The organism is Pseudomonas sp. BF-R-01 (assembly GCF_019946615.1).
Lineage (GTDB): Bacteria > Pseudomonadota > Gammaproteobacteria > Pseudomonadales > Pseudomonadaceae > Aquipseudomonas > Aquipseudomonas migulae.
The window spans coordinates 276935-302861 of the sequence record NZ_JAGYFX010000001.1 but is presented as its reverse complement, the minus strand read 5'-3'; the positions used below and the strand labels follow the sequence as shown (position 1 = coordinate 302861).

The window sequence follows — 25927 nt, the reverse complement described above, 5'->3', positions numbered from 1 at the left end:
TTGCCCCAAGGAGCCGCACCCATGAACCTTCCCTTCAAACGTGTCATCAGCCTGTTCGCAGCACCGGCTCTGGCGGGTCTGTTGGCCCTTACAGCCAACGCCGGCGAGCTCAAGGAAATCCACATCGCCGTGCCGGACGTGAGCGCCGGTACCCAGCACAGTGGTGGCGGTGTCGTGGATGTGCTGCGCGATCAACAGATCTTCGAAAAGGCTTTCGCCGATGAGGGCATCAAGATTCAGTGGAGCTTCTTCAAGGGCGCAGGCCCGGTGATCAATGAGGCGTTCGCCAACGGTCAGGTTGACCTGGCCTACCTCGGCGATCTGGCGGCCATCATCGGCAAGTCCAATGGTCTGGATACGCGGTTGCTCAGTGCCTCGGCGCGCGGGGTGAAGTTTTACCTCGGTGTGGTGCCGGGTTCGGGGATCAAGACCCTGCAAGACCTCAAGGGCAAGCGCGTGGCCATCTTCCGTGGCACTGCCATCCAGTTGTCCTTCGATGCGGCGCTGGCCAGTCAGGGGTTGAGCGAGAAGGATGTGAAAGTCATCAACCTGGACGTCAACGCGGCGGGCGCGGCACTGGCGGCGAAGCAGATCGATGCATCGTGGGGCGGTTCAAATTTGACGGCGTTGCGAGCCAAAGGCCTGGCCGAGTTGCCGTTGAATACCAAGGACCTGGGCGGCGCGGGCAGTGTTCAGGGCGTATTGTTAGGCAACGGCAAGTTTGTCGACGAGCATCCGCAGGTGGTGGCGAAATTGCTCAAGGCCCAGCAGCAGGCGGTGCAGTGGCTGACCCAGGACAGTAACAAGGATGCCTACATTCAGTTGGTGTCCGGGCTGGCGAGTTATCCGTCGGTGATCCTGACCGAAGATTTGAAGGACCAGAAATTGAGTGAGGTTTTCCCGTCGACCCTGGACCCGGTGTTCCTAGGCAAATTACAGGATTCAGTGGACCTGGCTTCGCAGCAGAAGCTGATTCGCAAGTCGTTCAAGGTGAGCGATTGGGTGGCGCCTGAGTTGGCCGCTGCCAAGCTTTAACGCTTTAACGCTTTAACGCTTTAACGCTTTAACGCTTTAACGCTTTAACGCTTTAACGCTTTAACGCTTTAACGCTTTAACGCTTTAACGCTTTAACGCTTTAACGCTTTAACGCTTTAACGCTGTTGCGGGCCTCATCGCTGGCAAGCCAGCTCCTACAGGGACGCGGTGATCCTTGTGAGCTGCTGAAGGCTGCGATCTTTTGATCTTCAAACCGCAACGGCGATCTCCTGCTTGTCCACCGCCACCAACATTTCGATCATCGCCCGCGCCGCCGGCGACAACCTGTACCCGGTGCGACTGACGATCCCACATCGGGCATTCATGCTCTCGATATTCTGCGGCAGATTGCGCCAGTGCAGCAGCACCAGCGAACCCTGGGCAATGTCCTCGATAAATGCCTCTTGCGTCCCCACGCCAATCGCGTTCGATTGCAGCACGATTTTCACCAGCGCCGGGAAATGCTCGGTCTCGATGGTCGGCGAAAAATCCATGCGCCCGCTGAGGTTCGCCAGCAGTTTGCGGATGCCCGGCGGGATCAGCGTGGTCGCCAGCGGGTAGTCGAACATGTCATTGGTCGACAGGCTTTCCTTGGCCAGCAACGGATGCCCGGGTCGGCAGAAAAACACGCCGCGCTTGGGCGTCAGGGCCTGGGTCTGGAAATTCGGGTCGGACTCGAAATGGCGGATGTCGGCGATGAAGAATTCGATCTCTTCACGGCTCAGGGCGCGGCTGAGTTTTTCCCAGTTATCCACTTCGAAGCAGGTGCGCACTTTCGGGTGCGCGTTGATGAATTGCGCCACCGCATCCGGCACCAATTTCACCGCCGGTGCCGGGCCGCAGCCGAAGCGCAGCTCACCGGCATCGAGCTTGGTCATCTGCGTCACTTCACTGCTGAGCAACGCCGCACCCTGCACCAGGCTGCGGGCATGTTGCAGCACCACCAAGCCTTCGGGGGTGGGGCGCAAATCCTTGTTGCCACGGTCCACCAGAACGCAGCCGAACTCGTGCTCAAGCCCCTGAATGCTACGGCTGAAGGCAGGCTGGGTAATGCCCATGGCCTCGGCCGCGCGCACAAAACTGCGGTGGTCGTTGAGGGCGATGAAGTAACGCAACTGGCGAAGATCCATATGCTTTTCCGGCATCCTAAAAATAGCTCGAAGGCATTTGCGACGAGGGTTGACTGAGGTTTTAAATGCAACCTCTTATTCCGTCAACGAAGCATACGCTTATCTATTAGGTCTAAATAGAATATAGATAGAGCAATGTTTCGCTGCCGGTTCAACCGCAAGCAGTCTGATGAGGGTCTACCCATGAGCAATGCCGCTTTCGCAGTACAATCCGCTGTTCACGCGCTTGAAATCCACCCGGTGGCCGGTCGCATCGGTGCCGAAATCCGTGGCGTACAGCTTTCCGGCGAGCTGGATGCCGCCACCGTCGAAGCCATTCAACAGGCGCTGCTGCAATACAAAGTGGTCTTCTTCCGCGAGCAGACCCAGCTCGACGATCAGCGCCAGGAGGCGTTCGCCCACCTGCTCGGCGAACCGGTGGAGCACCCGACCGTGCCGGCGCGCGAAGGTACGCGTTTTCTGCTGGAACTGGACGGTGCCGAAGGCCAGCGCGCCAGCTCCTGGCACACCGACGTGACCTTCGTCGAGGCCTACCCGAAAGCGTCGATCCTGCGCTCGGTGGTGGCCCCGGCCTTCGGTGGCGACACGCTGTGGGCCAACACGGCAACGGCTTACAACGGACTGTCGACTGAACTGCGTGAGCTGGCCGACAAACTCGTGGCCGTGCACAGCAACGAATACGACTACGCCGGCGCCAAGCCGGATGTCTCGGCGGAGAAGCTGGAGCGTTATCGCAAGATCTTCACCTCGACCGTCTACGAGACCGAACACCCGGTGGTCCGCGTACACCCGATCAGCGGCGAGAAAAGTCTGCTGCTGGGGCATTTCGTCAAACGCATCAAGGGCTATTCCCAAGCCGATTCGGCGCACCTGTTCGGCTTGCTGCAAAGCCATGTGATCCGCCAGGAAAACATCGTGCGCTGGCGCTGGAAGGCGGGCGATGTGGCGATCTGGGATAACCGCTCCACCCAGCACTACGCGGTGGATGACTATGGCACTCAAGACCGCGTCGTGCGGCGGGTGACGCTCAAGGGCGAAGTGCCGGTGGGTGTGAATGGGCAGGTCAGCCAGACCGTGAAAGGGCCGGATATCGGCGGCGTCTGACCTGACCCCATCGCCAGCAGGCTGGCTCCCACAGGGGATCTCCATTGCTCACAAATCCCCTGTAGGAGCGAGCTTGCTCGCGATGGCGGCCTACCAAGCGACAAAGAACTTTTCTGATCGGGAACCCCGCCTTATGAGTCCGTTGCACCTCGCCCCAACCTCGTCACCCCAACGGCTCAAACGCCTGCCACTGGCCCTGTTACTGGCCGGCAGCGCCAGTTGGACCCAGGGTTATGCAGCCGAAAGCGCCACCCCTGAATCCACACCCATAAAAGCCGCCACGGCCGATAGCGCACAACTGGAAACCGTGACCGTCACCACGCGCCGCCGCGAAGAAAGTGCGCAAGATGTGCCGACGCCCATGAGCGTGGTCGGTGGCCAGACCCTGGAAACCCAGCGGGTCTATCGCATTCAGGATCTGCAGCAGTTGGTGCCCAGCGTCAACGTCGCCTACATGCATGCGCGTCAGTCCAGCGTGTCGATCCGTGGCCTCGGTAACAATCCGGCCAGCGATGGCCTGGAAGGCAGCGTGGGGCTCTACATCGACAACGTCTACCTCGGGCGGCCGGGCATGGCGGTGTTCGACCTGATGGACATCGAACAGCTCGAAGTCCTGCGCGGCCCGCAAGGCACGTTGTTCGGCAAAAACACCACCGCCGGGGTGATCAACATCAGCACCCGGGCGCCATCGTTTACCCCCGAGCGCAGCATCGAAACCTCGGTGGGCGAGGACGGTTACTTCCAGACCAAGGGCACGATTTCCGGCCCGTTGAACGACGAACTCGCCGGGCGTTTTTCTGCGTACCGCAGCCGCAGCGACGGCGACATCAAGAACGAGTTCGACGGCCACGAGTTGAACGGAGGCTCGCGCGATGGCTTTCGTGGCCAGTTGCTGTTCAAGCCGAATGAGTCGTTCAATCTGCGCTGGATCGGTGATTACAACGAAGAGGATTCCAGCGCCGGCATCCGCGTGTTGTACAACACCGGTCCGACCATCAATGGTGTCAACCTCTACCAGGCCCGGGCCAATGCGGCGGGCGCCACGCTTATCGATGGCACCCACCGCAAGGTCAACCTGAACAGCGACCAGCACGTCACCGTGCATCAGGGCGGTACGTCGGTCGAGGCCAACTGGAAACTGCCGAGCGACTTCACCCTGACCTCCATCAGCGCCTATCGATGGTGGAATTTCACCCCGCGCAATGATGACGGCCTGGACGTATCCGTCGTCCACAACGCCGGCGTTTCGGTGGAGGATAAGCAGTATTCTCAAGAGTTTCGCCTGGCGTCGCCTACCGGCGGATTCTTCGATTACGTACTCGGCGCCTATTACTTCGGTTCCGACCTGGACAACAAATCCTTCCTCTTTTACGGCCCGCAAGCGGACATCTGGAATGGCACGCCCACCGGTGCGCTGAACAACATCGACAGTGTCGGCAACGGTCATATTGAAACCAACAGCTTCGCGCTGTTCGCCCAAGGCACGTGGCACCTGACTGAACGTCTGGATTTCACCGCCGGCCTGCGCGGCACCTATGAAGAGAAAAACGCCTGGGTCACCCGTGACGCACCGGCCGGTGGTACCGCGGTCACCGGTGCGGCGGCCGCGTCACGACGTGCGCGTGCGGGGGCCTACGATTCCGGCGATCTGAACCAATACAGCTCCAGTCCCTCGGGCCTGCTGAACCTCAGCTACCGCCTCACCGACGACCTGCTCACCTACGCCACGTTGTCCCATGGCGAAAAATCCGGCGGGGTCAACCTGGCCGTCGGTACGGCGCCGGTGGCTGGAGCCGACTCACTGTTGATCGGCACCGAGCGCGCCAACAACGCCGAGCTCGGTTTCAAGAGCACCCTATGGGACCGCCGCCTGCAACTGAATGCCAACGTGTTCTGGAGCCAGGTCAACGGCTATCAGACCAACGCCTACGATGACGCCAACCGCGTGCAGTACCTGACCAACGCCGGCTCGGTACGCTCGCGTGGCGTGGAGTTCGAAAGCACGCTGATCCCGTTACGCGGCCTGACCCTGAACATCAACGGCTCGTATAACGACGTTAGCTACCTCTCGTACAAAGATGCGCCGTGCCCACCGGAAGTCAGCCTGGCGCCGGGCGCTCCGGCCTCTTGCGATCTCACCGGCCACCAAGTGGTCGGCGCTTCGAAGTGGATCGGCAACGCCAATGGTGAATACAAATGGAACCTGAGCAACGGTTTCGAAGAGTACGTCACTGCCAGCTATGCGTTCCGCTCCAAAGCGGTGGGTACGGTGGAGGATTCCGACTTCGGCCAGATCCCGAGTTACGCCGTAGTCAACTTGTCCACCGGCCTGCGCGGCGACTTCAAGCAGGGTCAGTGGGACGTCTCACTGTGGCTGAAAAATGCCTTTGATAAAACCTACTACACGACGCTCTGGACCGGTTCCAACGGCGGTTACGAGGGCTTGCTCGGCACACCACGGACCCTGGGCGTGACCGGTCGCTACGACTTCTGATCAACGCGGCGACGGCGCCGAAAACCATGCCCCTGAGGAATATTTTCAATGCCTGAAAAGCATGTGTTTTCGGCCGCCTGGCCGCAGCCCTTACAGGACAAGGGCTGCAACGAATCGAGCAGTTCATATATTCGATATAGATCTAATTATAAGATTAAATATTACTTTAAGAGATAAGCGTCTAGCTCAATGATTAACCCGCCGATACGTCGTTCGGGGGAATGTCGGGGTCGGCGTATCGGGTAATTCGCAAAAAACCGCAGGGAGTAAATCAATGGGCAATGTCCAGACCGCCGCCAGCGCACACGAGGTGCTTTGGCGCCAGGCGCCAGGTGGCGAGTTGGTCGACCTCGGGCGGGCACACCGCGTGCCCTTGGGCCAGTTGCGTTTGCAGCGAGCGCCCAAGGGTATCCTGAGCCGACGCGAAGCGATCCTGCTCGGTGTGCTGGCGTTGCTGGTGCACGGCGCGGTGATCTACTGGGTCAATCACCAGCCGACCACAGTTCTGCCGATCGTTCCGCCGGTAATTCCGCCGATGACCATCGAGTTTTCGCGTCCGGCGCCGCCAGTGGTCGAGCCGCCGCCAGTGGTGGATGAACTGGCGGCCAAACCGGCGCCGCCAAAACCGATTCCCAAGCCAAAACCAGTGGTCAAACCAGTACCAAAACCGGCGCCCAAAGCAATCGAGCAACCGCCCGCGCCACCACAACCGGCTGCTCCGGTTGCGGCTTCGGCGCCACCTGCACCACCGGCGCCCGCGCCTGTGACACCTGCCTCGGCCAACGCCGCGTACCTGAAAAACCCGGCGCCGGAATACCCGTCGCTGGCCCAGCGTCGCGGTTGGGAAGGCACGGTGTTGTTGCGGGTGCATGTGCTGGCCAGCGGCAAGCCCGGCGAGATCCAAATTCAGAAAAGCAGCGGCCGCGAAGCCCTCGATGAGGCGGCATTAAGCGCCGTGAAACGCTGGAGTTTCGTGCCTGCCAAGCAGGGTGATGTCGCCCAGGACGGCTGGGTCAGCGTACCCATCGATTTCAAGATTCATTAAACCGAAACCTAATTCGCGCGAAACGTTTACACGAGGAATTCACCATGACGTTATTGGCATCTCCACTTGAATCCATCGAAAGCGCGGTGATCTGGCTGCTGGTGGTTTTTTCCGTCGCCACTTGGGGCTTGGCGTTGCTCAAGGGTGTGCAGTTCGGTCGCCTGAAAGCTCAGGACCGCAAATTCCATAACCGGTTTTGGGCCGCTTCGAGTCTCGATTCGGCGGCAGAATTAGCCGAAACCCAACCCGGCGCTGCGGCGCGGGTGGCACAGGCTGGTTATGCGGCGATCCAGGTGGGCGAGGCGCCACTGGCGGCGGATTTGAGCCAGGCGATCAATCATCAGGATCGCCTGGAGCGGGCCTTGCGTCAGCAGATCGTGCGCGAGCGCCGTTCTCTGGAAACCGGGTTGGCGGTGGTTGCAAGTATTGGTAGTACGTCGCCGTTCATTGGTTTGTTCGGCACGGTGTGGGGAATCATGGAGGCGTTGAAAGGCATCAGCGCAGCGGGCTCGGCAAGCCTGGAAACAGTCGCCGGCCCCATCGGTGCCGCCTTGGTCGCCACGGGTGTGGGGATCGCTGTCGCCGTACCGGCGGTGCTGGTTTACAACTACTTTTTGCGCCGTTTGAAACTGACGGCGGCGGACCTGGATGACTTCGCCCACGACTTCTACAGCCTGGCGCAGAAGCATTCGTTCCGCGTGCTGTTGCACCCGGTATTGAGCAAGTCCGGGGCCACGGTCGCCGGTCAGAAAGTCAAGGAGGCCTCCTGACATGGCCTTCTCCACACAAGACAGCGATGAAGTGCTCAGCGAGATCAATGTGACACCGCTGGTAGACGTCATGTTGGTACTGCTGGTGGTGTTCATTGTCACCGCGCCGCTGCTGACCAACGCGATCCCGATCAACCTGCCCAAGACCGAAGCCGTGGCGCCGGTGGAGCAGAAGGACCCGCTGGTGGTGAGCATCGACGGGGCCGGAAAGCTGTTTATCAACAAGGATGAAATCCAGCCGGACTTGCTGGAGTTCAAGCTACAGGCGGCCAAGGCAAAGGACCCCGAAGTGCGGGTGCAACTGCAGGCCGACGACGGCGTGAATTACGGCGAAGTGGCACGGGCCATGGCGTCGATTGAGCGGGCAGGGATTACCAAATTGTCGGTGATCACCGCGCGCTGACAGATTTTCGATTTTCCGGGGCCGTCTCCTCGGCAGGGTGCGGCCCCACCTCTTCATCATCTAAAGACGTCCATGGACGTCTTTTTATATGCCTGAAATCCAGTAGATAGGGGGGCTGCGCTACTGGGTACCTCAAAGGCTTTTTGAGTTCTAGCTCGCCAGCGGTAATGCGAGACGTGTCGAATCGGTTTAGTCACGCCGATTGTCATGCGGTGTAGTACCGCAGGGCCCCATCAGACATGGGTTGCAGCAGGGAGCGGTCTGGCGCAGTGAGGTGGGCCAAGGGAGAAGGTTGCTGCAACGCAGCGAGGAAGGTCCATCGTCTGCCGCAGTGGACAGATCAGTCGAGTAGGCATCCATCACCCTTGGGGAGTGACCGTGCGAGCCGCCAGCTAGATGGCTAAATCGAACGTTTGTGCCGTGGCTGGATCGGTTGCGGTGTAGGTGGCGTCGATACGGCCGATGGTTTCGATAACGTCTATAGCCCGCGTGGACAGTCGCCGGTCAGCCCGGTAGACCACCCCGAAACACGTGCCGCCGATCAGAAGCCCTCGCGGCGCATCGACGAAACTCAAGCGTTCGACGATGCCGTGCGACACCAGGTGGGCCACCACGTCTTCTGCCGCAATGCCCACCAAGTCGGAACTGGTCACCATCTGGATGAGGATGTCGGTGTGCTTGCATTCCATATTGATCGGCAATGAACCTCTGCCGGCGCGTTCCGACAGCAGCACCCGTAACTCGGCGGGCAGTGACGAACAGGCCAGCGGGTAGTCGGCCAGGGCACGAAAAGACAGGTCGTCCGCCGTCTGCAAGGGGTGATGCCGGCGGCAGAACAACTGGAAGCGCCTCGGGCGCAAGGCCTGAGTGACGTAGCCTTTGCTAGTTTCGATATGCCGCAGGTCGGCGATCAAAAACTCGATCTCGCCGTTGTCCAGGTATTCCTTGAGTGCATCCGGTACATCCACCCGCAGGTCGATGCGGGTGTCGCGGTAGCGATCGACGAATTCGGCCAGTGCGGCGGGCACCAGGCGTGCGGCGGGCAAAGGACCGCAGCCCAGGCTCAGCAGCGGTGCCGGCGCTTGTTCCAGACCGATGATGTCGGCGCGCAAACTGCTGACCCCGTCGATGATCTCGCGAGCGCGGCAGCGCAAGGCCCGGCCCTGAACGGTCAGGGCAAAACCACGACCGCCGGTGCCGCGCTCCACCAACTGACAGCCGAGGTTCTGCTCCAGCGCTTGAATGCTGCGGCTGAACGCCGATTGGGTAATGAACGTGGCCTGTGCCGCGCGGGTGAAGTTGCCATGCTCGGCGAGTGCGAGAAAATGTCGAAGTTGATGCAAGTCCATGACCAGTCTCATAGGGAATGACGGTGATGCATAGAATGCGTTTCACAAGGCGTAGGGGCGCTGGCTATATCCCTGACTACAGCAGGCGGGTAGAAGGTACAGTAATAACTTTTTTAGTTTAAATATCATTTTTTTATAACCATATCCTTCCTCGCTGATTTCGTCGCTTGAGGACCTCCCCGATATGCCTTACCCATTCCGAGCACTGGCGCTTCTCCTGAGCGCTTGTGCATTAACCGTGGCGGCGGAGCAATCGCCTTGGTCCGATCAATCGCAACCGACTGCCACCAGAGCCCGACAACTGCTCGGCGCCATGACCTTGGAAGAAAAGTCGGCATTGCTCTACGGCTATGGCAGCAAAGTTGAGGGGCATCAGCAGTGGCAGGTGTATGTCAAAGGCAACCCACGTTTAGGCATTCCCGCCATGACCCAGGGCGACGCGCCCAGCGGGATCATGATCGGCAGCACTGCGGTTACGCAGATGCCGGCCTCGGTCGCCTTGGCGGCAACTTTTTCCCGCCCCTTGGCGTTGGCTTATGGCGATGTGATCGGCCGTGAAACCCGCGATCTTGGCTACGGTGTGATCCATGGCCCTAATGTCGATGTGCTGCGCGACCCGCGCCACGGGCGTGCCCACGAATCCTTCGGCGAAGACCCGGTGCTGGTCTCGGCGATGGCTACGGCGTATGTCCAGGGCGTGCAGCGCCATCAGGTACTGGCCGATGCCAAGCACTTCGCGGTCAATACCGTGGAAAAGGACCGGCTGACGGTCGACGCCAGAATTGATCCGCGAACGCTCAACGAGCTGTATCTGGCGCCCTTCCAGGACGTGGTGCAGGACGGCAAGGTCGCGATGGTGATGTGCGCCTACAACAAGATCAACGGCGTGCACGCCTGCGATGATCGGGACTTGATCGAGAAATTGTTGCGCACGCAGTGGGGGTTCAACGGCATTGTGCGCACGGACGCTGGCGCCAGCCACTCCCTGGACTCGCTGCGGATTGGCGTGGATCAGGAGTTCCGTGTGGAAAGCCAATTCGGCCAGCGACTGATCGCGGCAGTTCGCTCTGGCGATTTCCCTGAATCAGCGGTGGACCGGGCGGTGTTGCGCATCCTCGAAACCATGATGCGCTACGGCATTTTCGACCACCCGCCGCAACGCATCGCCACCGACGTGCAAGCCCACGCGGCCCAGGCGCAACAGGTCGCCGAGCGCAGCATTGTGCTGCTGAAGAACAGCCACGACCTGCTGCCGCTTGCACCGGGCATCGGCACATTGGCGGTGATCGGTGCCAGCGCCGCCGACACCCGCACCGGCGGTGGCCCGGCCAACCCGGCCGTGCAGGGCAAGGACACGCTGTTGCAAGCGTTGCGCGACAAACTGCCGGCGACACGCATCCTGTTCGAACCCGGCACCGACACCGTGTCAGCGGTGTCGATGGCGCCAGGTTACCCACCGGTGCCAGCGGCCATGCTCCAGACCGAGGGGCAGGGCATGCCAGGGATTCAGGCGATCTACCGCACGACGGGCAATCAAACGCTGAAACGGATTGATGCTTGCCTGTGTTTCACCCCGTCACGAGGGTTTGAGGATTTCGCCTTGTCCAGCGTGTCCCGCTACCAACTGCCGCCCGCGAATGTCCGGAGCGTTAATTGGCAGGGGCATCTACGTATCACGGCTGACGGCGACTATGGCGTTGACCTTGTCGGGGGAGGCGTGGCCCGCTTGCAGATCGACGGAAACACCGTGCTGACCCTCGACTCATCACGCCCGGACAGCCGGGTCCAGCGTTCGATTGCCCTCACGGCAGGCCTGCACCGGATCGAACTGGAGCACCAACCGTTGGCCGCCGGCAGCCACTTGAAAGTCGGCCTGCTGGCGCCCGCTGACGTGCTGGATGCGCGGATGCAGGCGGCGGTGGAGGCCGCGCGGCAAGCGGATGTAGTGATTGTGCTGGCGCGGGATCTGGCCAGCGAAGCCAACGACCGACCGAGTCTCGACTTGCCCAATGACCAGAACCGCCTGATCAAGGCCGTCGCGGCGGCCAACCCACGCACGGTGGTGGTGCTGACCACCGGCAGTGCGGTCACCCTGCCCTGGCAAGGGCAAGTGCCCGCGCTGATCGAAGCCTGGTACGGCGGCACCCGCGCGGGTGTGGCCATTGCTCGGGTACTGTTCGGGGAGGTCAATCCGTCTGGACGCCTTCCGGTGTCGTTCCCCGTGCGCGATGCTGACCTGGCCACTTCGGCCCTCAGCAGTTTTCCTGGAGTCAACGCCGTGGCGCGGTATCCCGAGGGCCTGGCAACCGGCTACCGCCACCACAATCGCGCCGCCGCACCGGCAGCAGCCTACCCGTTCGGTTATGGCTTGTCCTATACCCGTTTCGAGTATGCCGACCTGACACTCTCCAACACGCAGTTCGAGGTCGCGAAGCCCGCTGCCGATGGCACGTTCAAGGGCTTAAAAGCGCTGCAAGTGCGTTTCACCGTGACCAACACCGGCCCGCGCGCCGGCACCGTCGTGCCGCAGCTTTACCTGCGTCATCCGTTGCAGGCTCAGGTGCCGACGCCTTTGCTCAAGGCGTTCGACAGCCTGTACCTGGAACCGGGTGAACGCCGGGAAGTGGCGTTCGAGCTGGATCAGCGAGCGTTTTCCACCTTCGATCAAAACCAGCGACGCTGGCAGGTGCTAGCCGGTAGCTACACCGTGCAGGTGGGGGATTCGTCCCGGGAGATCCTGCTTACGGGTGACGTGAGCGCCCGCCTCGAATGACGTCAGACGCGGAATGCATGAGGGGCATGAGATTTTCGGCTTGTACAGCCGGCGGGCCCCGCTGCTAAAACAGCGTCCAGCGGAAGCAACTGTGCTCCCGCTCACCACCGTGCCTTGCCACCTTACGACCTGACCCGATCACGGGAAGCCACAACACCGACCGCACGCCTCTAGCGTCGGCGAGTGTCGGAAGCGGCTGCCATAAAAAACACCCGGGGATCAGATCAATGAAGCCAATCACCACCACCCTCCATCGAGGCGCCTTGCTCGGGCTGTTATGCCTGCCCAGCGCATATGCCCAGAGCGACGAGCCGGCCGCCGAAAAAGGTAGCCAGGTCGCGCCGACGCTCAAGTCGGTGACGGTCACCGCTACACGCCGTGAAGAGTCGCTGCAAAAGGTCCCGGTGGCCGTCACGGTGGTGGACGGCGAGCAACTGGAGCGGGACAACCGCAACAGTGTCGGATCGATCGTTCAGCAGATTCCGACGCTGAACTACCGCACCAGCGCTTCGAACAAGGACAGCTCGCTGTTCGTGCGGGGCATCGGCACCATTTCCACTTCGCCTGGCGTGGAGCCGAGTGTCGCGACGGTGATCGACGGGGTGGTCTACGCCCGTCCGGGCCAATCGACCCTAGACCTGCTGGATGTGGACCGCATTGAAGTGTTGCGTGGCCCTCAGGGCACGCTGTTTGGCAAGAACGCTTCGGCCGGCGTGCTCAACATCGTCACCCGCGACATACAGGACGAGACCCACGGCTTCGTCGATTACTCGCACTTCGGCGGCGGCAACGAAAACCGTGTCCGCTTCGGCCTCGGCGGGCGCTTGAACGACACGCTCAAGGGCTCGCTCACGACCTCGTTCGGCGAGTACGACGGCAACGTCGAAAACGTCGTCAATGGTCACGACACCAATGGGTATGAGCGCAAAGGTGTGCGCGGCAAGTTGCAGTTCCAACCCCAGGACGACTTCAAGTTCACCTTGATCGGCGATTACAGTGACGGCGAAAACGATACGCCGTCGGTGCTGGTCAAACCCAGCGCCGCAGTGGCGGCGGCGATATCGCCAGTGGTGCCGGGCGACGATAACCGCAAGATCAAGAGTGACTACAAGACCTACGTCGAAGACACCAACCGTGGCTTGTCGCTGCAGGCGGACTGGTCGCTGGCCGACTACACCTTGACCTCGATCAGCGCCTGGCGCGGATGGGACAACACCCAATACCAGGACAACGACTACCTGGCTGCCTTGCCCATTACCGCCGTGCACGACAAAGGTGAGGTCGACTATGACCAGTTCAGCCAGGAGTTTCGCCTGACCTCGCCCAAGGGCCAGTTCGCCGAATACGTGCTTGGGACTTACCTGTTCCATGGCAAGTCCGAAGAAACCTATCGGCGTCTGTCCGTCAACAATTCGGTGCCCAACAGCGGCCGCGCCGACTACAGCGCCACCAACAACAGCTACGCGGTATTTGGCGAAACGACCCTGAACTTCCGTGACGACCTGCGCGGGATCTTCGGCCTGCGCTGGACGTTGGACGAGATCGAATACGCCCATCGACGCGTCTCCACCTCACGCGTCGAAGTCAATTCCGTGCGCCCATCCTTCGCCAGCAAGGGGGCCCATGACGACTCGGGTGTGTCCGGGCGCCTCGGCCTGCAATACGACATCAACGACAACCTGACCTCTTACGTCACCTACTCACGGGGCTATAAAGGGCCGGCCTACAACGTCTACTTCAACATGCAAGCAGTGGACCTCGAACCGCTCGATCCGGAAACCTCCGACACCTATGAGCTGGGTCTCAAGAGCAGCGCCTGGAACAATCGCCTGACCGCCAACCTGGCGGTGTTCCATTCCAAATACGACAACTACCAGGCCAACTTTTTCGACGTGGTCGGCACTTCGGTGGTGACCCGCCTGATCAACGCCGGCTCGGTGACCAGTGAAGGCGTGGAACTGGACTACGCGTTGCAGGCGACCCAGCGCCTGAAAATTTCCGGCGCGCTGGCCTACACCCGGGCGCGTATCGACGCCTTCGAATGCCCGGCGGGCGCCGCTGCAAGCTGCAACATCAACGGCAAACCGTTGCCCTTTACGCCGGACTGGAAAAGCTACGTGCGGGCGGACTACACCATCCCGCTGGACAACGGTTGGGACGTGGAGCTAGGCACCGATTACAGCTGGCAGGGCGAGGTTCAATACAGCCTCGACCAGAACCCCAACAGCGTGCAGGGCGCTTTCGGCCTGTGGGGCGCCAGCGTGGCTCTGGCGGATGACAACGCCGGTTGGCGCGTAGCGCTCGTCGGCAAAAATCTGGCCGACAAATCCTATTCCCCCGTGCTGTCGTCGGGTGCCAGTACTACGCGTGTCGTTCCTCGAGACGATGAGCGCTACTTCGGCGTGCAACTGCGCAAAGATTTCTGACCCTCCCAAGGCTGGAGAAAAACCATGAGCTTGACCCTGGAACGTGTGAACCCGCTGCTCGGAGCCCGAGTCAGCGGTATCGACCTGGCCTCTGTCAACGACGAGACCCTGGCGCAGATCGAATCGGCCCTGGTGGCGCATAAAGTGCTGTTCTTCGAAGACCAGCACTGGAGCGCCGCGCAACAAAAGGCCTTTGCCGAGCGCCTGGGCGAACTGCACGTGCACCCGGTGTTCGACGCCGACCCTGCGGTGCGCGAACTGGTGGTCTTCGCCTACGACGACAAGCGCAAGGGTGCCAACGACACCTGGCACGCCGACGTGACCTTCGCCGAGCGCCCGTTGAAGCTGGGCATTCTGTACGCCGAGGAAATTCCCGAAGTCGGCGGCGATACCCTGTGGATCGACACCGAGGCCGCCTATCGCGCGCTGTCGGCACCGTTGCAGGAAGTGTTCGGTGGGTTGAGAGCGGTGCATGACTTCTGCAACGCGAGGAGTCCGGATGCCGCACTGGACATCGAAGGGCTGGAAAGCCTGCGGCGGGTGATGCCGCGACCCACCGTGCACCCGGTGATCCGCACACATCCGGTGTCGGGCAACAAGTCGATTTATGTCAATCGCGCCTTTACCACGCACATTGCCGGCTTGTCGCGGCTGGAGTCCGAACATCTGTTGGCGTTGCTGCTGCAGCATCTGCAAATTCCGGAATTTCAGATGCGTTGGCGCTGGAAGCAAAATACCGTGGCGATTTGGGATAACCGCAGCACGCAGCACCTGGCGGTGGCCGACTACTTTCCGGCGCGCCGTCGGGTGCGGCGTGCGGCGGTATTGGAAGAGGCAAGACCTGTATGAAGTTGCGTGGATTGAAATATTGGCTGGCTGTGCCATTGACGGCGTTCATGGCGCTGGCACAAGCGGAGGATCTGACCATTCGCATCGCCGGCCCGGACCTGAGCGCTGGGGCGAAAGTCAGCGGTGGCCCGGTGGCAGATGTCCTGTACACCCGGCACATGCTCGAAGACGCCTTTGCCGCCGATGGCATCAAAGTGCAGTGGCACTTCTTCAAGGGTGCCGGCCCACTGATCAACGAAGCCATGTCCAACGGCCAACTGGATGTGGCGTTTCTCGGTGACCTGGCCTCGATCATCGGGCGTGCCAGTGGCTTGCAGACCCGACTGTTAATGGCAACGGGCCGCGCCACCAACGGCTACCTCGGCGTGGTTCCCGGCTCCGGCATTCAGCGAATCGAAGACCTGAAGGGCAAGCGCGTCGGCATTTTACGCGGCACCGCCGACCATCTCGCCTTGATCGACGTCCTGGCCAGCGCCGGTTTGCAAGAACGTGACGTCAAGCTGATCAATCTCGACTTCAACGCGGTAAATGCAGCTCTGGCAGCTCGCCAGATCGATGCCAGCTGGGCGCCGGCGCGGCTGTTTGCGCTGAAGCAGAAGGGGTTGATCGAAATCCCGTTGGGTAGTCAGCAGCTTAATGGCAAGGGCGCGGGGCAGGGCGGATTGGTAGTGACTCAGGCGTTTATTGACGCCCATCCGAAAGCCGCACTCCGGTTGGTCGAGGTGGTTGCCCAAGCACTGGATTGGCTCTCGCAGGAAAAAAATCGCCAGGCGCAGATCGACCTCAGCGTCGAACAGTCGGCTTACCCGGCAGCGGTGCTGACCGAGGCGCTGGCCGGTGGCGATCTGGGTTTTATCTATTCGCCCTTGCTGGACGAGCACTACCTAAGTGTGCTGCGCAAGGACGTGCAGCTGGCCACGGATGCCCGACTGATCCGCAAGCCGTTCGATGTGGACCAGTGGGTTGAACCTTCCATTCTTCAACAGGCACTGCAGCAAACCCAGCTCAGCGATGCCTGGAAACCGGCGAGCGAGTATCGCTGGACGATCACCAAGGACACCGCGCAATGAGTCAACCGCACACCTCTTACACCGCCGACCCGCAACGCTATCAGGGTCGTGATTACCGTCGCGCCGGTCGCAGCGGCTTGTTGTTGCCAGCACTGTCACTCGGGCTCTGGCACAACTTTGGCGACGACACACCGCTGGCGCGCCAGCGCGACATTTTGCGTACCGCGTTCGATCACGGCATCACCCATTTCGACCTCGCCAACAACTACGGCGTGCCCTACGGCAGTGCCGAAAGCAATTTGGGGCGGTTGTTACGTCAGGACTTCGGTGCCCATCGCGATGAGTTGATCATTTCCACCAAGGCCGGCTGGGACATGTGGCCCGGACCTTACGGGCAGGGCGGCAGCTCACGCAAATACCTGATCGCCAGCCTCGACCACAGCCTGGCTCGGCTGAGCCTGGATTACGTTGACGTCTTCTACTCCCACCGCTTCGACCCCGATACGCCGCTAGAAGAAACCGCTGAAGCATTGGCCTGCGTGGTGCGCCAGGGCAAGGCCCTGTACATCGGCATCTCTTCTTACTCGGCAGAGCAGGCGGATGAAATTGCCGCGCTGTTGAACGCGCGCCAAGTGCCGCTGGTGCTCCAGCAGCCGCTGTACAACTTGCTGGATCGGTCGATTGAAACTAACGGCGTGCTGCAAGGTGCGCAGGATCGAGGGGCCGGGGTGATCAGCTTCTCACCGCTGGCTCAGGGATTGCTCTCGGGCAAGTACGCCCTAGGTATCCCGGCGGACTCGCGTATTGGCAAGGGCAGCCACTATTTGCCGGAGCAAGTGTTGAACGACAGTCTGCACGCGCGTATTCAGTCCTTTGAGAACGTGGCGGCTCGGCGCGGGCAAACTCTCTCGCAACTGGCACTTTCCTGGACGCTGCGTGACCCGCGGATCACCTCGGTGCTGGTGGGTGTCAGCACACCTGAGCAATTGATGGAAAACCTGCAAGCCCTAACCAATCTGGAATTCACTGCAGAGGAGTTAGAGCAATTGGCCGATACCTGATAGGTCCACCAGGTCTGCGCGCATTGCCTTCGAAAAGAGTTAAGCAAGGCGCTGTTTGGTGCCGTGCAGTTTCGCTCGTTCTTCATTTCACCATCGCTGCAGAGCACCGATGCGACGATTTACAGGAGTAATTACATGGGCAATGTCCAGAGCACTACCAGTGCCCTAGAGGTTTTCCGGTGCCCTCTACATGGAGGAGAAGTACTTGGTCTTGGCCGTCCCTTCCTTGAGCCCCTTGCGTTGTCGCGGCTGCACAGCACACCCAAGCGCGTGCTGAGTCGGCGCGAGGGCGTGCTGCTTGGGGTGTTCGCGCTGGTGCTGCATGGCGCGGTGATCGTCTGGGTCAACCAGAATCCACCGCTGGCACTGCCGGTGGTGCCGCCGATGACCATCGAGTTCTCCCAGCCGGCGCCCCCGGTGGTGGAACCGCCACAGCCCGAGCCGATTGTGCAGCCGGTGGTCGAGCCACCACCGCCGGTGGAGGATGAACTGGCCGTCAAGCCGCCACCGCCCAAACCGATTCCAAAACCCAAGCCTGTGGTCAAGTCGGTCGCCAAATCGGTGGAACAACCGCCTGCGCCACCGGCTCCGCCACAACCGGTCGCCGCCCCAGCGCCACCCGCGCCACCGGCACCAAAATCGGTAACGCCGGCCTCTGCCAGCGCCGGCTATTTGAAGAACCCGGCGCCGGAATACCCGTCGCTGGCGATGCGGCGCGGCTGGGAAGGCACGGTGTTGTTGCGCGTGCATGTGCTCGCCAGCGGCAAACCCGGTGAGATTCAACTGCAGAAAAGCAGCGGTCGCGATCAGCTCGACGACGCGGCGCTGGCCGCGGTGAAGCGCTGGAGTTTCGTCCCGGCCAAACAGGGCGATGTCGCCCAGGACGGCTGGGTCAACGTGCCGATCGACTTCAAGATCAAGTAACTCAATTCCTCATGTGATACCGCGGGCCACCTGACAAAAGGCGCATCGCTACAACTGATCAATGCCTTGCTGGAGAGCCTCACCATGAACCTCATCGCTTCCCCTTTCGAATCCATCGAACACGCGGTCATCTGGCTGCTGATCATCTTCTCCGTGGCGACCTGGGGCCTGGCCTTGCTCAAGGGCGTGCAGTTCACCCGCCTGAAGACCCTGGACCGCCGTTTCCACAAACAGTTCTGGGCCGCGTCGAGCCTGGATTCCGCCGCCGAACTGGCGCACAGCCAACCCGGTGCCGCCGCGCGCGTGGCCCTGGCCGGTTACGCCGAGATTCAGGTCCCGGACGGCGCGCAGGCCACCGACCTCAGCCAGGCGATCAACCATCAGGACCGCCTTGAACGGGCCTTGCGTCAGCAGATCGTGCGTGAACGTCGCTTGCTGGAAAGCGGCCTGGCGATCCTCGCCAGTATCGGCAGCACCTCGCCCTTCATCGGCCTGTTCGGTACGGTCTGGGGTATCATGTCGGCCTTGAAAGGCATCAGCGCCGCCGGTTCGGCGAGCCTGGAAACCGTGGCCGGGCCGATCGGCGCGGCGTTGGTCGCCACCGGCGTCGGCATCGCCGTCGCGGTGCCGGCGGTGCTGGTTTACAACTACTTCCTGCGGCGCCTGAAACTGACCGCGGCGGACCTTGACGACTTCGCCCATGACTTCTACAGCCTGGCGCAGAAACATTCGTTCCGCGTGCTGCTGCAGCCAGTGCAGAAAAAAACCGGCGCCACCTCGACCGGGCAACACGTGAAGGAGGCCTCCTGAGATGGCCTTTTCCACGCAAGACAGTGACGAAGTGCTGAGCGAGATCAACGTGACGCCGCTGGTGGACGTAATGCTGGTGCTACTGGTGGTGTTCATCGTCACCGCGCCGCTGCTGACGAACGCGATTCCGATCAACCTGCCGAAGACCGAAGCGGTGACACCGGTGGAACAGAAAGATCCGCTGGTGGTGAGCATCGATGACAAGGGCAAGGTGTTCATCAACAAAGACGAGATTCAGGCGGATCTGCTCGAGTTCAACCTACAAGCGGCCAAAGCGAAAAATCCCGACGTGCGTGTGCAACTGCAGGCGGACAACGGGGTGAACTATGGTGAAGTGGCCAGGGCCATGGCGTCAATCGAGCGAGCGGGGAACACCAAGTTGTCGGTGATAACAGCGAAATAGGAAATCAGGCTTTCCGAACGCCGCTGATCCGTTGCCGGGAACGCGGCGTCAGTGTCTGGCGTTTGACGCTAATTATAATGTTGCTCAAACATCGCTACCTGATCCGGCGTGATCAGTTGAAATGGCTCCCGGACATCCGTCTCGACAGGCTCCCCTTTGATCATCTTGATGGCCGCGTGGTCAGCACCCGTGGCGAGCGTCGGCTGTACATCGCTTGCGTGGAAATCCTGCCGAACATGCTCAACCCGGTGCTGACGGATCTGGGGCTGCGCTTCGGTTTCATCGTGCTGCTGCTCAGTGGCATGAGCTTCCTCGGCCTCGGCGTACAACCACCGGATGCAGACCTTGGTTCGCTGGTACGGGAAAACGTCGGCAGTCTCAATCAGGGCGCGCCAGCCATCGTGATTCCGGCGCTGGCCATCGGCACTCTTACCATCGGCGTGAATCTGTTCTGTCAGCACCGCCGTGGAGCTATTCGTCCAAGCCTATGCGTGAGACGCGGGTTCCCAATTGGATTGCCGCTGACCGCTGGGAGGTCGTTCTCTGCGTTTTATCCCAGGCCGCCGCACGCCTTGATAGAGACATGCGGGCATAGACGGATGGCGCGAAAGCTAGTTGGCTTTGTGAGGTCTCGGTTGAATGCAACCACGGCGCGATGACTAAGGTTGCGGGCAAAGAGTTCAGGGAGGTGCGCGTTGAACGCCTCCCGCTTTTGTGCAGCCGCTCCCTTCACTGCGGCCGCGAATGCCTGTCGCATCTCATCTGCCGAGTAGTCACAGCTAGCAGCTGACGGTACTTCACCGGGACGGCTTGTCCAGACGCACCGTGTGTTTAGAGGTTCCCCCGCGAGTGGTATACCCCCTTACGGAATCCGCCCCCGCCATGACAGTTTTCATTGATCGGGCAGAGCTTCGTCGCAAGTTCGATAGTCGGTGGTACGATTTGCGCTCACCGCTTTGAGATTTTCCGATACTCGTTCGGTGACTGTCCAAACCAGCGCCGGAACGCACGCGCGAAGGCTGTAGAATCACCGTAGCCAAGCTGAAACGCTAGATCTTCCTGCTTCATCTCAGTATTTTCCAACAGTTGCCCAGCGAGTTGTTTACGCTCCGCCTCGACGAGTTTGCGGAAAGTAGTGCCTTCCTCTGTCAGCCTGCGATGCAGGCTGCGCGGAGCCATAGCCAGCTGATTCGCAACATCTTCGAGGGAGGCTGCCAGCCCCGTTGCCCCCAAGAGAAGTTTTCGGACCTGGCCGGTGATGCCGCCGACTTGCCGTCTCTCCAGTTGCGCGCGGCACTGCTCTTCCAATAGCCGGACCAGATGTACGTCGTACATCGGCAGAGGCAACTCCGCATCTTGCCGACGCAGCACGATGGCGTTGCGCGAGCATCCATAGTGTGGCGCGATGCCGCTGAGTGCTTCGATCCGGTCCGCGTGCGCCGGCGGCCTGCCCTGAAATTCGAGCCGCAGCACGTGCAACCCCGACAACGCGAGCTCGTCGAACAGTCGGATGCCTGTCGCCATATCTCGCTCCAGCAGGAACTGCCGCAGGTGGTGCGGGATCGCTGAGGCGTCGACGCTAGTGCCGTATTCGTGCTGATCGCAGAAGATCTCCAATCGGCAGTACGCCGTGCTAAGCGGCAGATAGCGCAGCGCGCACTGAATGGCCTCGCGCACATTGCGACTGGTTCGCAGCGCAAATCCCCAGATGCCGAAAGTCGCAACGTTGTACCGCAGGCCAAGTTCGAAGCCAAGTGCGGGAATGTCCGGCAAAGCGAGCATCAGGTTTTCAATCAGGCGCATCTCCTGCTCGCGTGCGATCAGGGCGTCCGCGTCCCGCAGCTGAGCTTCGATGATGCCGGTACCTAGCAGGCAGGTCTGTGCATCGACGCCGTAGCGCGCAGCGAAATTCACCATCACCTGACTGATGGCGACGGGGTGCTTAAAGCTCGCGTACTTTGGTATGCCCATGCCGGAATCTTCTGACACAACGGTGTGATACGGCCTGGCCAGAAATGCATGGCAAAAGGCTCCCCATATCCTACTAAGGGTACACGACTACCCGCTAAGGTTGCGTAACCAACAAACAACAAGAACGTCCCGGGAGGACGACCATGGATCCGGATCTCAACGCGCTGAATAAACAGGCCGTCGCCACGGCCCGCGAATACACCACTGAACTAGCCTGGCCGACGATAGTACTGGTGCTATTGGTGTGGACATCGCTTATTGGGAACTTTTACCTGTTCGCGATAGGCCAGTTGTCGCTGACAACTGCAACACTGATCTATGCCGTCGTCACATACATATCCTATACACCTCTGCATGAGGCCGTGCATGGAAACATTCATGGTGATCATAATCGACTGCAGTGGCTCAATGATCTTTGTGGGTACCTAGTAGCGCCTTTGATGATGGTGCCGTTCTCTACTCACAAGGTCGAGCATTTCACGCATCATCGTTACACCAACCAGCCGGACAAGGATCCAGACTACGTCGTTAACGGCATGAGCGGTGGATTTCTCGCCTTCTTGGTTTGCGGATTTCGCTTTCTGTGGATCCAGAACACCTTCTTGTTCCGCGACTATTGGCCGACCGCTCCGCGGCGGGTAAAGGTAGCCTATATTGCGGAAGTGCTGTTCGCGATCGGCTGGCGGGGCGCGCTCATTACTCTCATTGAGCGAGAACATACCTGGGCGCTGCTGGTGTTCGGCTACTTGGCTGGCGGATACTTCGTCGCGTACTGGTTCGCATATCGCCCTCACGTGCCGTACAAGGAATCCACTCGTTACCGGAACACCAACAGCCTGATCATGCCCGGATGGATGAAACTGTTGGAGTGGTTCTGGCTCGGCCAGAACCTGCACTCCGTGCACCATCTGTTCCCGCGGGTGCCGTTCTATCGCTACCATGCATTGCATCGTCGTATCGAGCCAATCATGCGTGCTCACGGTACACCAATGATCGGCACCTTCAATCGACGCAATGTCGAAGCCGCACGGCGTCCTGAGTAACAGGGGCTGCGACACAACCTTCGGAAATATGAGTGTGCGATTGTTGAAACGGGAGGTAAAAAAGAAACATTGAGTTGCCGCAACCCGCTGCGGACAAATCAATTCCCAGCACTTGTATTTCATTATCACTGCCTAATCGCGCCGAGGCGGCGTATTGCCATCTTTGATGGGCAACCGTGCCTGCTTTTGGCTTATCCCCAGCGGCAGCGCTGACCCGTAGCAGTGGGTCTGGGTGTTGGCGCTGATGCGATTTTGACCCAGGCTGCTGATTTTAGCTGCCCCATGTGCAGCCTCTTAAATCCCATGCAGGGCCATCGATTGCTGAGTATTCGTATGGGGCAATGATTCCGACGGATTGGGTCAAAATCGCATCAGCGCCAACACACATTGCCTCAAGGCTATCTCGCTACCGACATCGCGCGCGCTCTGACTGAGCAGCTTCGTAAAGCAGGTGTGATTGGTTCCTTCCTGGAGTTCTTCGGCCCGGGTGTACCCCAGCTGTCGCTGGCAGACCGTGGAACCTTGTCGAACATGGCCCCGGAATTCGGTGCGACAGCAGCCATGTTCGCAATTGATGATCGTACGCTGCACTACCTCCGTATGACAGGGCGTGGTGGTCAAATCTCGGGCCTGACGGAGGCTTACGCACGTGCACAAGGTCTCTGGCATGACAGTCTTGCCGATGCCGAATGCAACCGTGTCGTGACACTTAATCTCAGTTCCGTTGCACGTTCGAAAGCCGGGTGTTGGCGCTGATTGAAAACTGACCCACCTGCCGAGCTGACCCAGCCCGACTCCTCTCGAACCATTGCCTATGCTGGATTTGTGCCGATTAGGCGATGGGGCAGGCTGGCGTCGGCACGAGGGTCAATTCGGCATCGTTGTGAACAACCTGATTGCTTTGGCTGCAAGGTTGTTCCCCAGGCAAAGCATCCTGCGTCGTTCGGAAATGGATTTTGATCGACCTCACCGTGACACCTGATGAAAAGGAAAAGCTTACGAAGCTCTGTCTGCTTCCCGCGACGCAATTCGCTCATGAAGTAGTCCTGGACAGCAGAGGGCGCTTTCAACCAAGTATGTGGGTGCGCAGCAATTTTGGAGTGTCCTTCACCGAAGGCTGCATGTTTGAAACCAAAAATACCGTCTACTTGCTCTCAGGGGCAGGCCAAAAAAAAGAGGCTAGCGTGGCTGCCGCGTTTTCGATGTCCGCTGGGTGAGCATGACGCCACAAACACATAGTGAGTCATTTTGGAGATTTGGCCGGATGCCTGAAGAAATTGCAGTGGAAATCCACGGTAAGGATGTGAGTGACTTTCAGCTGGGTCGCTTGGTGAGAGCAAGCCATAGAAAATACTCCGTACCGATTACAGCTTTCATCAGTAACGCTTTCATCGCTGAGGATTCGTGCGTAGGTATTTCTTTTGAGCACTCCGAACGAAACGAGGCATACGGCAAAGCAGATGGCTCTATCCTTCGAACCGAAAAAATACACTGCACACGGAAAGAAGGGCGTTTCTGGCTGCTTGAAACTCGAGACGGCAATTACGTCATTGGCAGCTTTATGCGGGATGTCGGACGGCGGAGTTTTCTGAAGTTTCTGCGCGCCGGCGAGTGCATCTGTGGTTTCAGTTAAGGAGCTCTGAAACCACAATTCGCTGCCCATAATTTGGTCGGCTCTGTCCTGTGCTTCGTTGGATGTTCGTAAGCAATTAAATTCATATATCTGGCTATTGTGTTTGACATGTATTGCAATTAATTATGAGGTTTGACAAGGAATTATGTCTGAACATGTTGCTGAAGTTAACTGGGAAAACATACCCATGCGGATGACGCTTCTACCTACTCACGTAATCATGTTGGTCGGTTTGAAGGACAACAGAAATTTAATATTTCTGCTGCGGTTGAATACAAAGGCGATGCGTTATGTGCGGATCCAGAGCAGCTGATGGTCACTGCCGCAGCTAGCTGTCACATGCTTTTTTTCTGGCAATCGCTGAGCAACAGTGATTCTCACCGAGTCCTATAGCGACACTCCTGTGGGCTACCTTGAGAAAACTGACGGCGGCGGGTTGGAAATTACCCTGATTGAGCTTTATCCAAAAATAGTATTTTCTGGAGAAAAAACCGATGAAAGCGCTATTGCTCGTATACATGCAGGAGCACACAAAAAATACTTCATAGGGAACTCCATAAAGCGAAAATTACGGTGGGTAATTACTCCTGAGTGAATAAAACTGGCCTGCGCAGATAGTTGAAAATATGCGCAGGTATAAAGGTGATGATCCATGTCTAATGTAGATGATATAGTCTTGCACGAGCGTCGAAACGACGTTGTGACGTTGTGACGTTATGGCTTAACAGGCCGCAACCGTACAACGCGCTATCGGAAGAAATGCTAAGTGTACTGAAAGAACGGTTAGATTTAATCGCATCCGACTCCAGCATTCACTGTGTCATCTTAGCCGCTAAAGGAGATGCATTTTGCGCAGGTCACGATTTGCGCGAAATGCAGCAAAACCAAAATATCGTTTTTTTACCAGAACTTATTTAGTTTATGCAGTGATGTAATGGTAAAAATTCAGTCGTTATCTGTGCCCGTAGTTGCCCGAGTACAAGGAGTTGCAACTGCGGCAGGCTGCCAGCTCGTAGCGAGTTGTGACTTGGCAGTTGCGACATTTGGTACCCGCTTTAGGGTTTCAGGTATAAATTTGGGGATTTTCTGCTCTACGCCATCTGTTGCGCTTAGGTTGGAAAAGGTTCTTGAAGGCATCGAGTCGGCAATAGCGGCAGGCTTCAAGCGGCTTAATATTAATAGTGTTATTCAAAGTGGGGTCAATAGTGATGAGGTGTACGATCTAGCTATTTACGCATTAAGTCGAGGTTTGGATATTAATTTTATTGAGGAAATGCCGTTAGGAATAGTGGATAGTCATGATCGTAGTAGAGCGCTAGTAACCAGCGATGAAGTGCTTGAGCGTTTGAGTGACAATTTATATTTGATGCCAGTAGCAAGGCGCACTGGAGGATCTTCAAAATATTATAGCGTAAGGGGGTATGATAGTCGCATAGGCTTTATATCGCCCCATAGCCATAATTTTTGTAGTGCGTGCAATAGAGTTAGAGTGATGGCGGACGGTAAGCTTGTTCTCTGCCTTGGGCAAAATAACGCAATTGATCTTAAGAAAATATTACGTGATACTAGTTACAGTCGCGACGCGATGAGATCAATAATTGTCGATGCAGTGAAGTTAAAGCAGGCTGCACATAGTTTAGAATGCGCTCACGGCGTTCAAGTGATTCGCTTCATGAGCATTACTGGTGGTTAAA

23 protein-coding genes and 3 pseudogenes are annotated in these 25927 nt (G+C 59.2%); 22 read left to right on the top strand and 4 right to left on the bottom strand.

Going from position 1 to position 25927, the window contains the following annotated elements:
* Nucleotides 1–21: 21 nt before the first annotated feature.
* Nucleotides 22–1035, top strand: coding sequence for an ABC transporter substrate-binding protein (locus tag KGB27_RS01470; protein ID WP_223552711.1), 1014 nt, complete (start codon nucleotides 22–24; stop codon nucleotides 1033–1035).
* Nucleotides 1036–1244: 209 nt separating this feature from the next.
* Here the strand turns inward: KGB27_RS01470 and KGB27_RS01465 are convergent, their stop codons facing one another.
* Nucleotides 1245–2165 (bottom strand): LysR family transcriptional regulator, encoded by a 921-nt coding sequence (locus tag KGB27_RS01465; protein ID WP_223552707.1) that lies wholly within the window; start codon nucleotides 2163–2165, stop codon nucleotides 1245–1247.
* A 183-nt stretch (nucleotides 2166–2348) separates the two neighbouring features.
* On the opposite strand from KGB27_RS01465, the gene KGB27_RS01460 reads away from it, so the two are divergent.
* From KGB27_RS01460 to KGB27_RS01440, 5 genes are all read left to right on the top strand, one after another.
* Nucleotides 2349–3269, top strand: a complete 921-nt coding sequence (locus KGB27_RS01460) for a TauD/TfdA dioxygenase family protein (protein ID WP_223552705.1) — start codon at nucleotides 2349–2351, stop codon at nucleotides 3267–3269.
* A gap of 133 nt (nucleotides 3270–3402) precedes the next feature.
* Nucleotides 3403–5763 (top strand): TonB-dependent receptor, encoded by a 2361-nt coding sequence (locus KGB27_RS01455; RefSeq protein ID WP_223552703.1) that lies wholly within the window; start codon nucleotides 3403–3405, stop codon nucleotides 5761–5763.
* 274 nt (nucleotides 5764–6037) lie between these two features.
* On the top strand, nucleotides 6038–6808 hold the full coding sequence (locus KGB27_RS01450; RefSeq protein ID WP_223552701.1) for an energy transducer TonB: 771 nt from the start codon (nucleotides 6038–6040) through the stop codon (nucleotides 6806–6808).
* Nucleotides 6809–6852: 44 nt separating this feature from the next.
* Nucleotides 6853–7578 carry a MotA/TolQ/ExbB proton channel family protein gene (locus KGB27_RS01445; protein WP_019691759.1) on the top strand — a complete coding sequence of 242 codons (726 nt, stop codon included), beginning with the start codon at nucleotides 6853–6855 and terminating at the stop codon, nucleotides 7576–7578.
* A gap of 1 nt (nucleotide 7579) precedes the next feature.
* Nucleotides 7580–7981 (top strand): ExbD/TolR family protein, encoded by a 402-nt coding sequence (locus KGB27_RS01440; RefSeq protein WP_008055381.1) that lies wholly within the window; start codon nucleotides 7580–7582, stop codon nucleotides 7979–7981.
* A gap of 392 nt (nucleotides 7982–8373) precedes the next feature.
* On the opposite strand, the gene KGB27_RS01435 is transcribed toward KGB27_RS01440, so the two are convergent.
* A complete protein-coding gene (locus KGB27_RS01435; protein ID WP_223552699.1) occupies nucleotides 8374–9330 on the bottom strand; it encodes a LysR family transcriptional regulator in 957 nt (318 codons plus the stop codon).
* 184 nt (nucleotides 9331–9514) lie between these two features.
* Between KGB27_RS01435 and KGB27_RS01430 the strand changes: the two genes are divergently transcribed.
* The 8 genes from KGB27_RS01430 to KGB27_RS01395 all read left to right on the top strand — a co-directional run bounded on the left by KGB27_RS01430 (nucleotide 9515) and on the right by KGB27_RS01395 (nucleotide 19586).
* The gene (locus tag KGB27_RS01430) at nucleotides 9515–12103 is read left to right on the top strand and encodes a beta-glucosidase (RefSeq protein ID WP_223552696.1); all 2589 of its coding nucleotides are present in this window, start codon (nucleotides 9515–9517) and stop codon (nucleotides 12101–12103) included.
* Between the two features lie 227 nt (nucleotides 12104–12330).
* On the top strand, nucleotides 12331–14529 hold the full coding sequence (locus tag KGB27_RS01425) for a TonB-dependent receptor (RefSeq protein WP_223552688.1): 2199 nt from the start codon (nucleotides 12331–12333) through the stop codon (nucleotides 14527–14529).
* 24 nt (nucleotides 14530–14553) lie between these two features.
* Entirely contained in the window at nucleotides 14554–15378 is an 825-nt protein-coding gene (locus KGB27_RS01420) for a TauD/TfdA family dioxygenase (RefSeq protein ID WP_223552685.1), read from the top strand.
* Entirely contained in the window at nucleotides 15375–16448 is a 1074-nt protein-coding gene (locus KGB27_RS01415) for an ABC transporter substrate-binding protein (protein ID WP_223552677.1), read from the top strand. The genes KGB27_RS01420 and KGB27_RS01415 overlap by 4 nt, the downstream gene beginning before the upstream one ends.
* Nucleotides 16445–17449 carry an aldo/keto reductase gene (locus KGB27_RS01410; RefSeq protein WP_223552674.1) on the top strand — a complete coding sequence of 335 codons (1005 nt, stop codon included), beginning with the start codon at nucleotides 16445–16447 and terminating at the stop codon, nucleotides 17447–17449. Before KGB27_RS01415 ends, KGB27_RS01410 begins: the two co-directional genes overlap by 4 nt.
* Before the next feature lie 135 nt (nucleotides 17450–17584).
* Nucleotides 17585–18373 (top strand): energy transducer TonB, encoded by a 789-nt coding sequence (locus tag KGB27_RS01405; RefSeq protein WP_223552665.1) that lies wholly within the window; start codon nucleotides 17585–17587, stop codon nucleotides 18371–18373.
* An 84-nt stretch (nucleotides 18374–18457) separates the two neighbouring features.
* Nucleotides 18458–19183 carry a MotA/TolQ/ExbB proton channel family protein gene (locus tag KGB27_RS01400; protein ID WP_223552662.1) on the top strand — a complete coding sequence of 242 codons (726 nt, stop codon included), beginning with the start codon at nucleotides 18458–18460 and terminating at the stop codon, nucleotides 19181–19183.
* 1 nt (nucleotide 19184) lies between these two features.
* Nucleotides 19185–19586 (top strand): ExbD/TolR family protein, encoded by a 402-nt coding sequence (locus tag KGB27_RS01395; RefSeq protein WP_223552659.1) that lies wholly within the window; start codon nucleotides 19185–19187, stop codon nucleotides 19584–19586.
* 68 nt (nucleotides 19587–19654) lie between these two features.
* Here KGB27_RS01395 and KGB27_RS01390 read toward each other — a convergent pair.
* Nucleotides 19655–19780: pseudogene (locus tag KGB27_RS01390) on the bottom strand (rhizopine-binding protein); the annotation flags it as partial.
* Between KGB27_RS01390 and KGB27_RS01385 the strand changes: the two are divergent.
* Nucleotides 19760–20038: pseudogene (locus KGB27_RS01385) on the top strand (ABC transporter permease subunit); the annotation flags it as partial. The pseudogenes KGB27_RS01390 and KGB27_RS01385 sit on opposite strands and share 21 nt — an antisense overlap.
* A gap of 496 nt (nucleotides 20039–20534) precedes the next feature.
* On the opposite strand, the gene KGB27_RS01380 reads toward KGB27_RS01385, so the two are convergent.
* The gene (locus tag KGB27_RS01380) at nucleotides 20535–21557 is read right to left on the bottom strand and encodes an AraC family transcriptional regulator (protein ID WP_223552657.1); all 1023 of its coding nucleotides are present in this window, start codon (nucleotides 21555–21557) and stop codon (nucleotides 20535–20537) included.
* 143 nt (nucleotides 21558–21700) lie between these two features.
* Between KGB27_RS01380 and KGB27_RS01375 the strand changes: the two genes are divergently transcribed.
* From KGB27_RS01375 to KGB27_RS31375, 7 genes and pseudogenes are all read left to right on the top strand, one after another.
* Nucleotides 21701–22600 (top strand): fatty acid desaturase family protein, encoded by a 900-nt coding sequence (locus KGB27_RS01375; protein WP_223552652.1) that lies wholly within the window; start codon nucleotides 21701–21703, stop codon nucleotides 22598–22600.
* A 396-nt stretch (nucleotides 22601–22996) separates the two neighbouring features.
* Nucleotides 22997–23344 (top strand): annotated as a pseudogene (locus KGB27_RS01370) (aconitase family protein); the annotation flags it as partial.
* Between the two features lie 212 nt (nucleotides 23345–23556).
* Entirely contained in the window at nucleotides 23557–23817 is a 261-nt protein-coding gene (locus KGB27_RS01365; RefSeq protein WP_223531735.1) for a DUF6957 family protein, read from the top strand.
* Nucleotides 23818–23864: 47 nt separating this feature from the next.
* On the top strand, nucleotides 23865–24233 hold the full coding sequence (locus KGB27_RS01360; protein WP_223531733.1) for a hypothetical protein: 369 nt from the start codon (nucleotides 23865–23867) through the stop codon (nucleotides 24231–24233).
* 370 nt (nucleotides 24234–24603) lie between these two features.
* Nucleotides 24604–24828 carry an OsmC family protein gene (locus tag KGB27_RS01355; protein ID WP_223531731.1) on the top strand — a complete coding sequence of 75 codons (225 nt, stop codon included), beginning with the start codon at nucleotides 24604–24606 and terminating at the stop codon, nucleotides 24826–24828.
* Between the two features lie 164 nt (nucleotides 24829–24992).
* Nucleotides 24993–25151: an enoyl-CoA hydratase/isomerase family protein gene (locus KGB27_RS31495; protein WP_411736691.1), complete on the top strand. Its 159-nt coding sequence runs from the start codon at nucleotides 24993–24995 to the stop codon at nucleotides 25149–25151.
* Nucleotides 25075–25926: an enoyl-CoA hydratase-related protein gene (locus KGB27_RS31375; protein ID WP_263290011.1), complete on the top strand. Its 852-nt coding sequence runs from the start codon at nucleotides 25075–25077 to the stop codon at nucleotides 25924–25926. Before KGB27_RS31495 ends, KGB27_RS31375 begins: the two co-directional genes overlap by 77 nt.
* Nucleotide 25927: the final 1 nt, after the last annotated feature.

Coding starts and splice junctions, on each gene's coding strand:
- KGB27_RS01470 (WP_223552711.1), top strand. CDS start 22: ATGAACCTTCCCTTCAAACGTGTCATCAGCCTGTTCGCAGCACCGGCT.
- KGB27_RS01465 (WP_223552707.1), bottom strand. CDS start 2,165: ATGGATCTTCGCCAGTTGCGTTACTTCATCGCCCTCAACGACCACCGC.
- KGB27_RS01460 (WP_223552705.1), top strand. CDS start 2,349: ATGAGCAATGCCGCTTTCGCAGTACAATCCGCTGTTCACGCGCTTGAA.
- KGB27_RS01455 (WP_223552703.1), top strand. CDS start 3,403: ATGAGTCCGTTGCACCTCGCCCCAACCTCGTCACCCCAACGGCTCAAA.
- KGB27_RS01450 (WP_223552701.1), top strand. CDS start 6,038: ATGGGCAATGTCCAGACCGCCGCCAGCGCACACGAGGTGCTTTGGCGC.
- KGB27_RS01445 (WP_019691759.1), top strand. CDS start 6,853: ATGACGTTATTGGCATCTCCACTTGAATCCATCGAAAGCGCGGTGATC.
- KGB27_RS01440 (WP_008055381.1), top strand. CDS start 7,580: ATGGCCTTCTCCACACAAGACAGCGATGAAGTGCTCAGCGAGATCAAT.
- KGB27_RS01435 (WP_223552699.1), bottom strand. CDS start 9,330: ATGGACTTGCATCAACTTCGACATTTTCTCGCACTCGCCGAGCATGGC.
- KGB27_RS01430 (WP_223552696.1), top strand. CDS start 9,515: ATGCCTTACCCATTCCGAGCACTGGCGCTTCTCCTGAGCGCTTGTGCA.
- KGB27_RS01425 (WP_223552688.1), top strand. CDS start 12,331: ATGAAGCCAATCACCACCACCCTCCATCGAGGCGCCTTGCTCGGGCTG.
- KGB27_RS01420 (WP_223552685.1), top strand. CDS start 14,554: ATGAGCTTGACCCTGGAACGTGTGAACCCGCTGCTCGGAGCCCGAGTC.
- KGB27_RS01415 (WP_223552677.1), top strand. CDS start 15,375: ATGAAGTTGCGTGGATTGAAATATTGGCTGGCTGTGCCATTGACGGCG.
- KGB27_RS01410 (WP_223552674.1), top strand. CDS start 16,445: ATGAGTCAACCGCACACCTCTTACACCGCCGACCCGCAACGCTATCAG.
- KGB27_RS01405 (WP_223552665.1), top strand. CDS start 17,585: ATGGGCAATGTCCAGAGCACTACCAGTGCCCTAGAGGTTTTCCGGTGC.
- KGB27_RS01400 (WP_223552662.1), top strand. CDS start 18,458: ATGAACCTCATCGCTTCCCCTTTCGAATCCATCGAACACGCGGTCATC.
- KGB27_RS01395 (WP_223552659.1), top strand. CDS start 19,185: ATGGCCTTTTCCACGCAAGACAGTGACGAAGTGCTGAGCGAGATCAAC.
- KGB27_RS01380 (WP_223552657.1), bottom strand. CDS start 21,557: ATGGGCATACCAAAGTACGCGAGCTTTAAGCACCCCGTCGCCATCAGT.
- KGB27_RS01375 (WP_223552652.1), top strand. CDS start 21,701: ATGGATCCGGATCTCAACGCGCTGAATAAACAGGCCGTCGCCACGGCC.
- KGB27_RS01360 (WP_223531733.1), top strand. CDS start 23,865: ATGCCTGAAGAAATTGCAGTGGAAATCCACGGTAAGGATGTGAGTGAC.
- KGB27_RS31495 (WP_411736691.1), top strand. CDS start 24,993: ATGCTAAGTGTACTGAAAGAACGGTTAGATTTAATCGCATCCGACTCC.
- KGB27_RS31375 (WP_263290011.1), top strand. CDS start 25,075: ATGCATTTTGCGCAGGTCACGATTTGCGCGAAATGCAGCAAAACCAAA.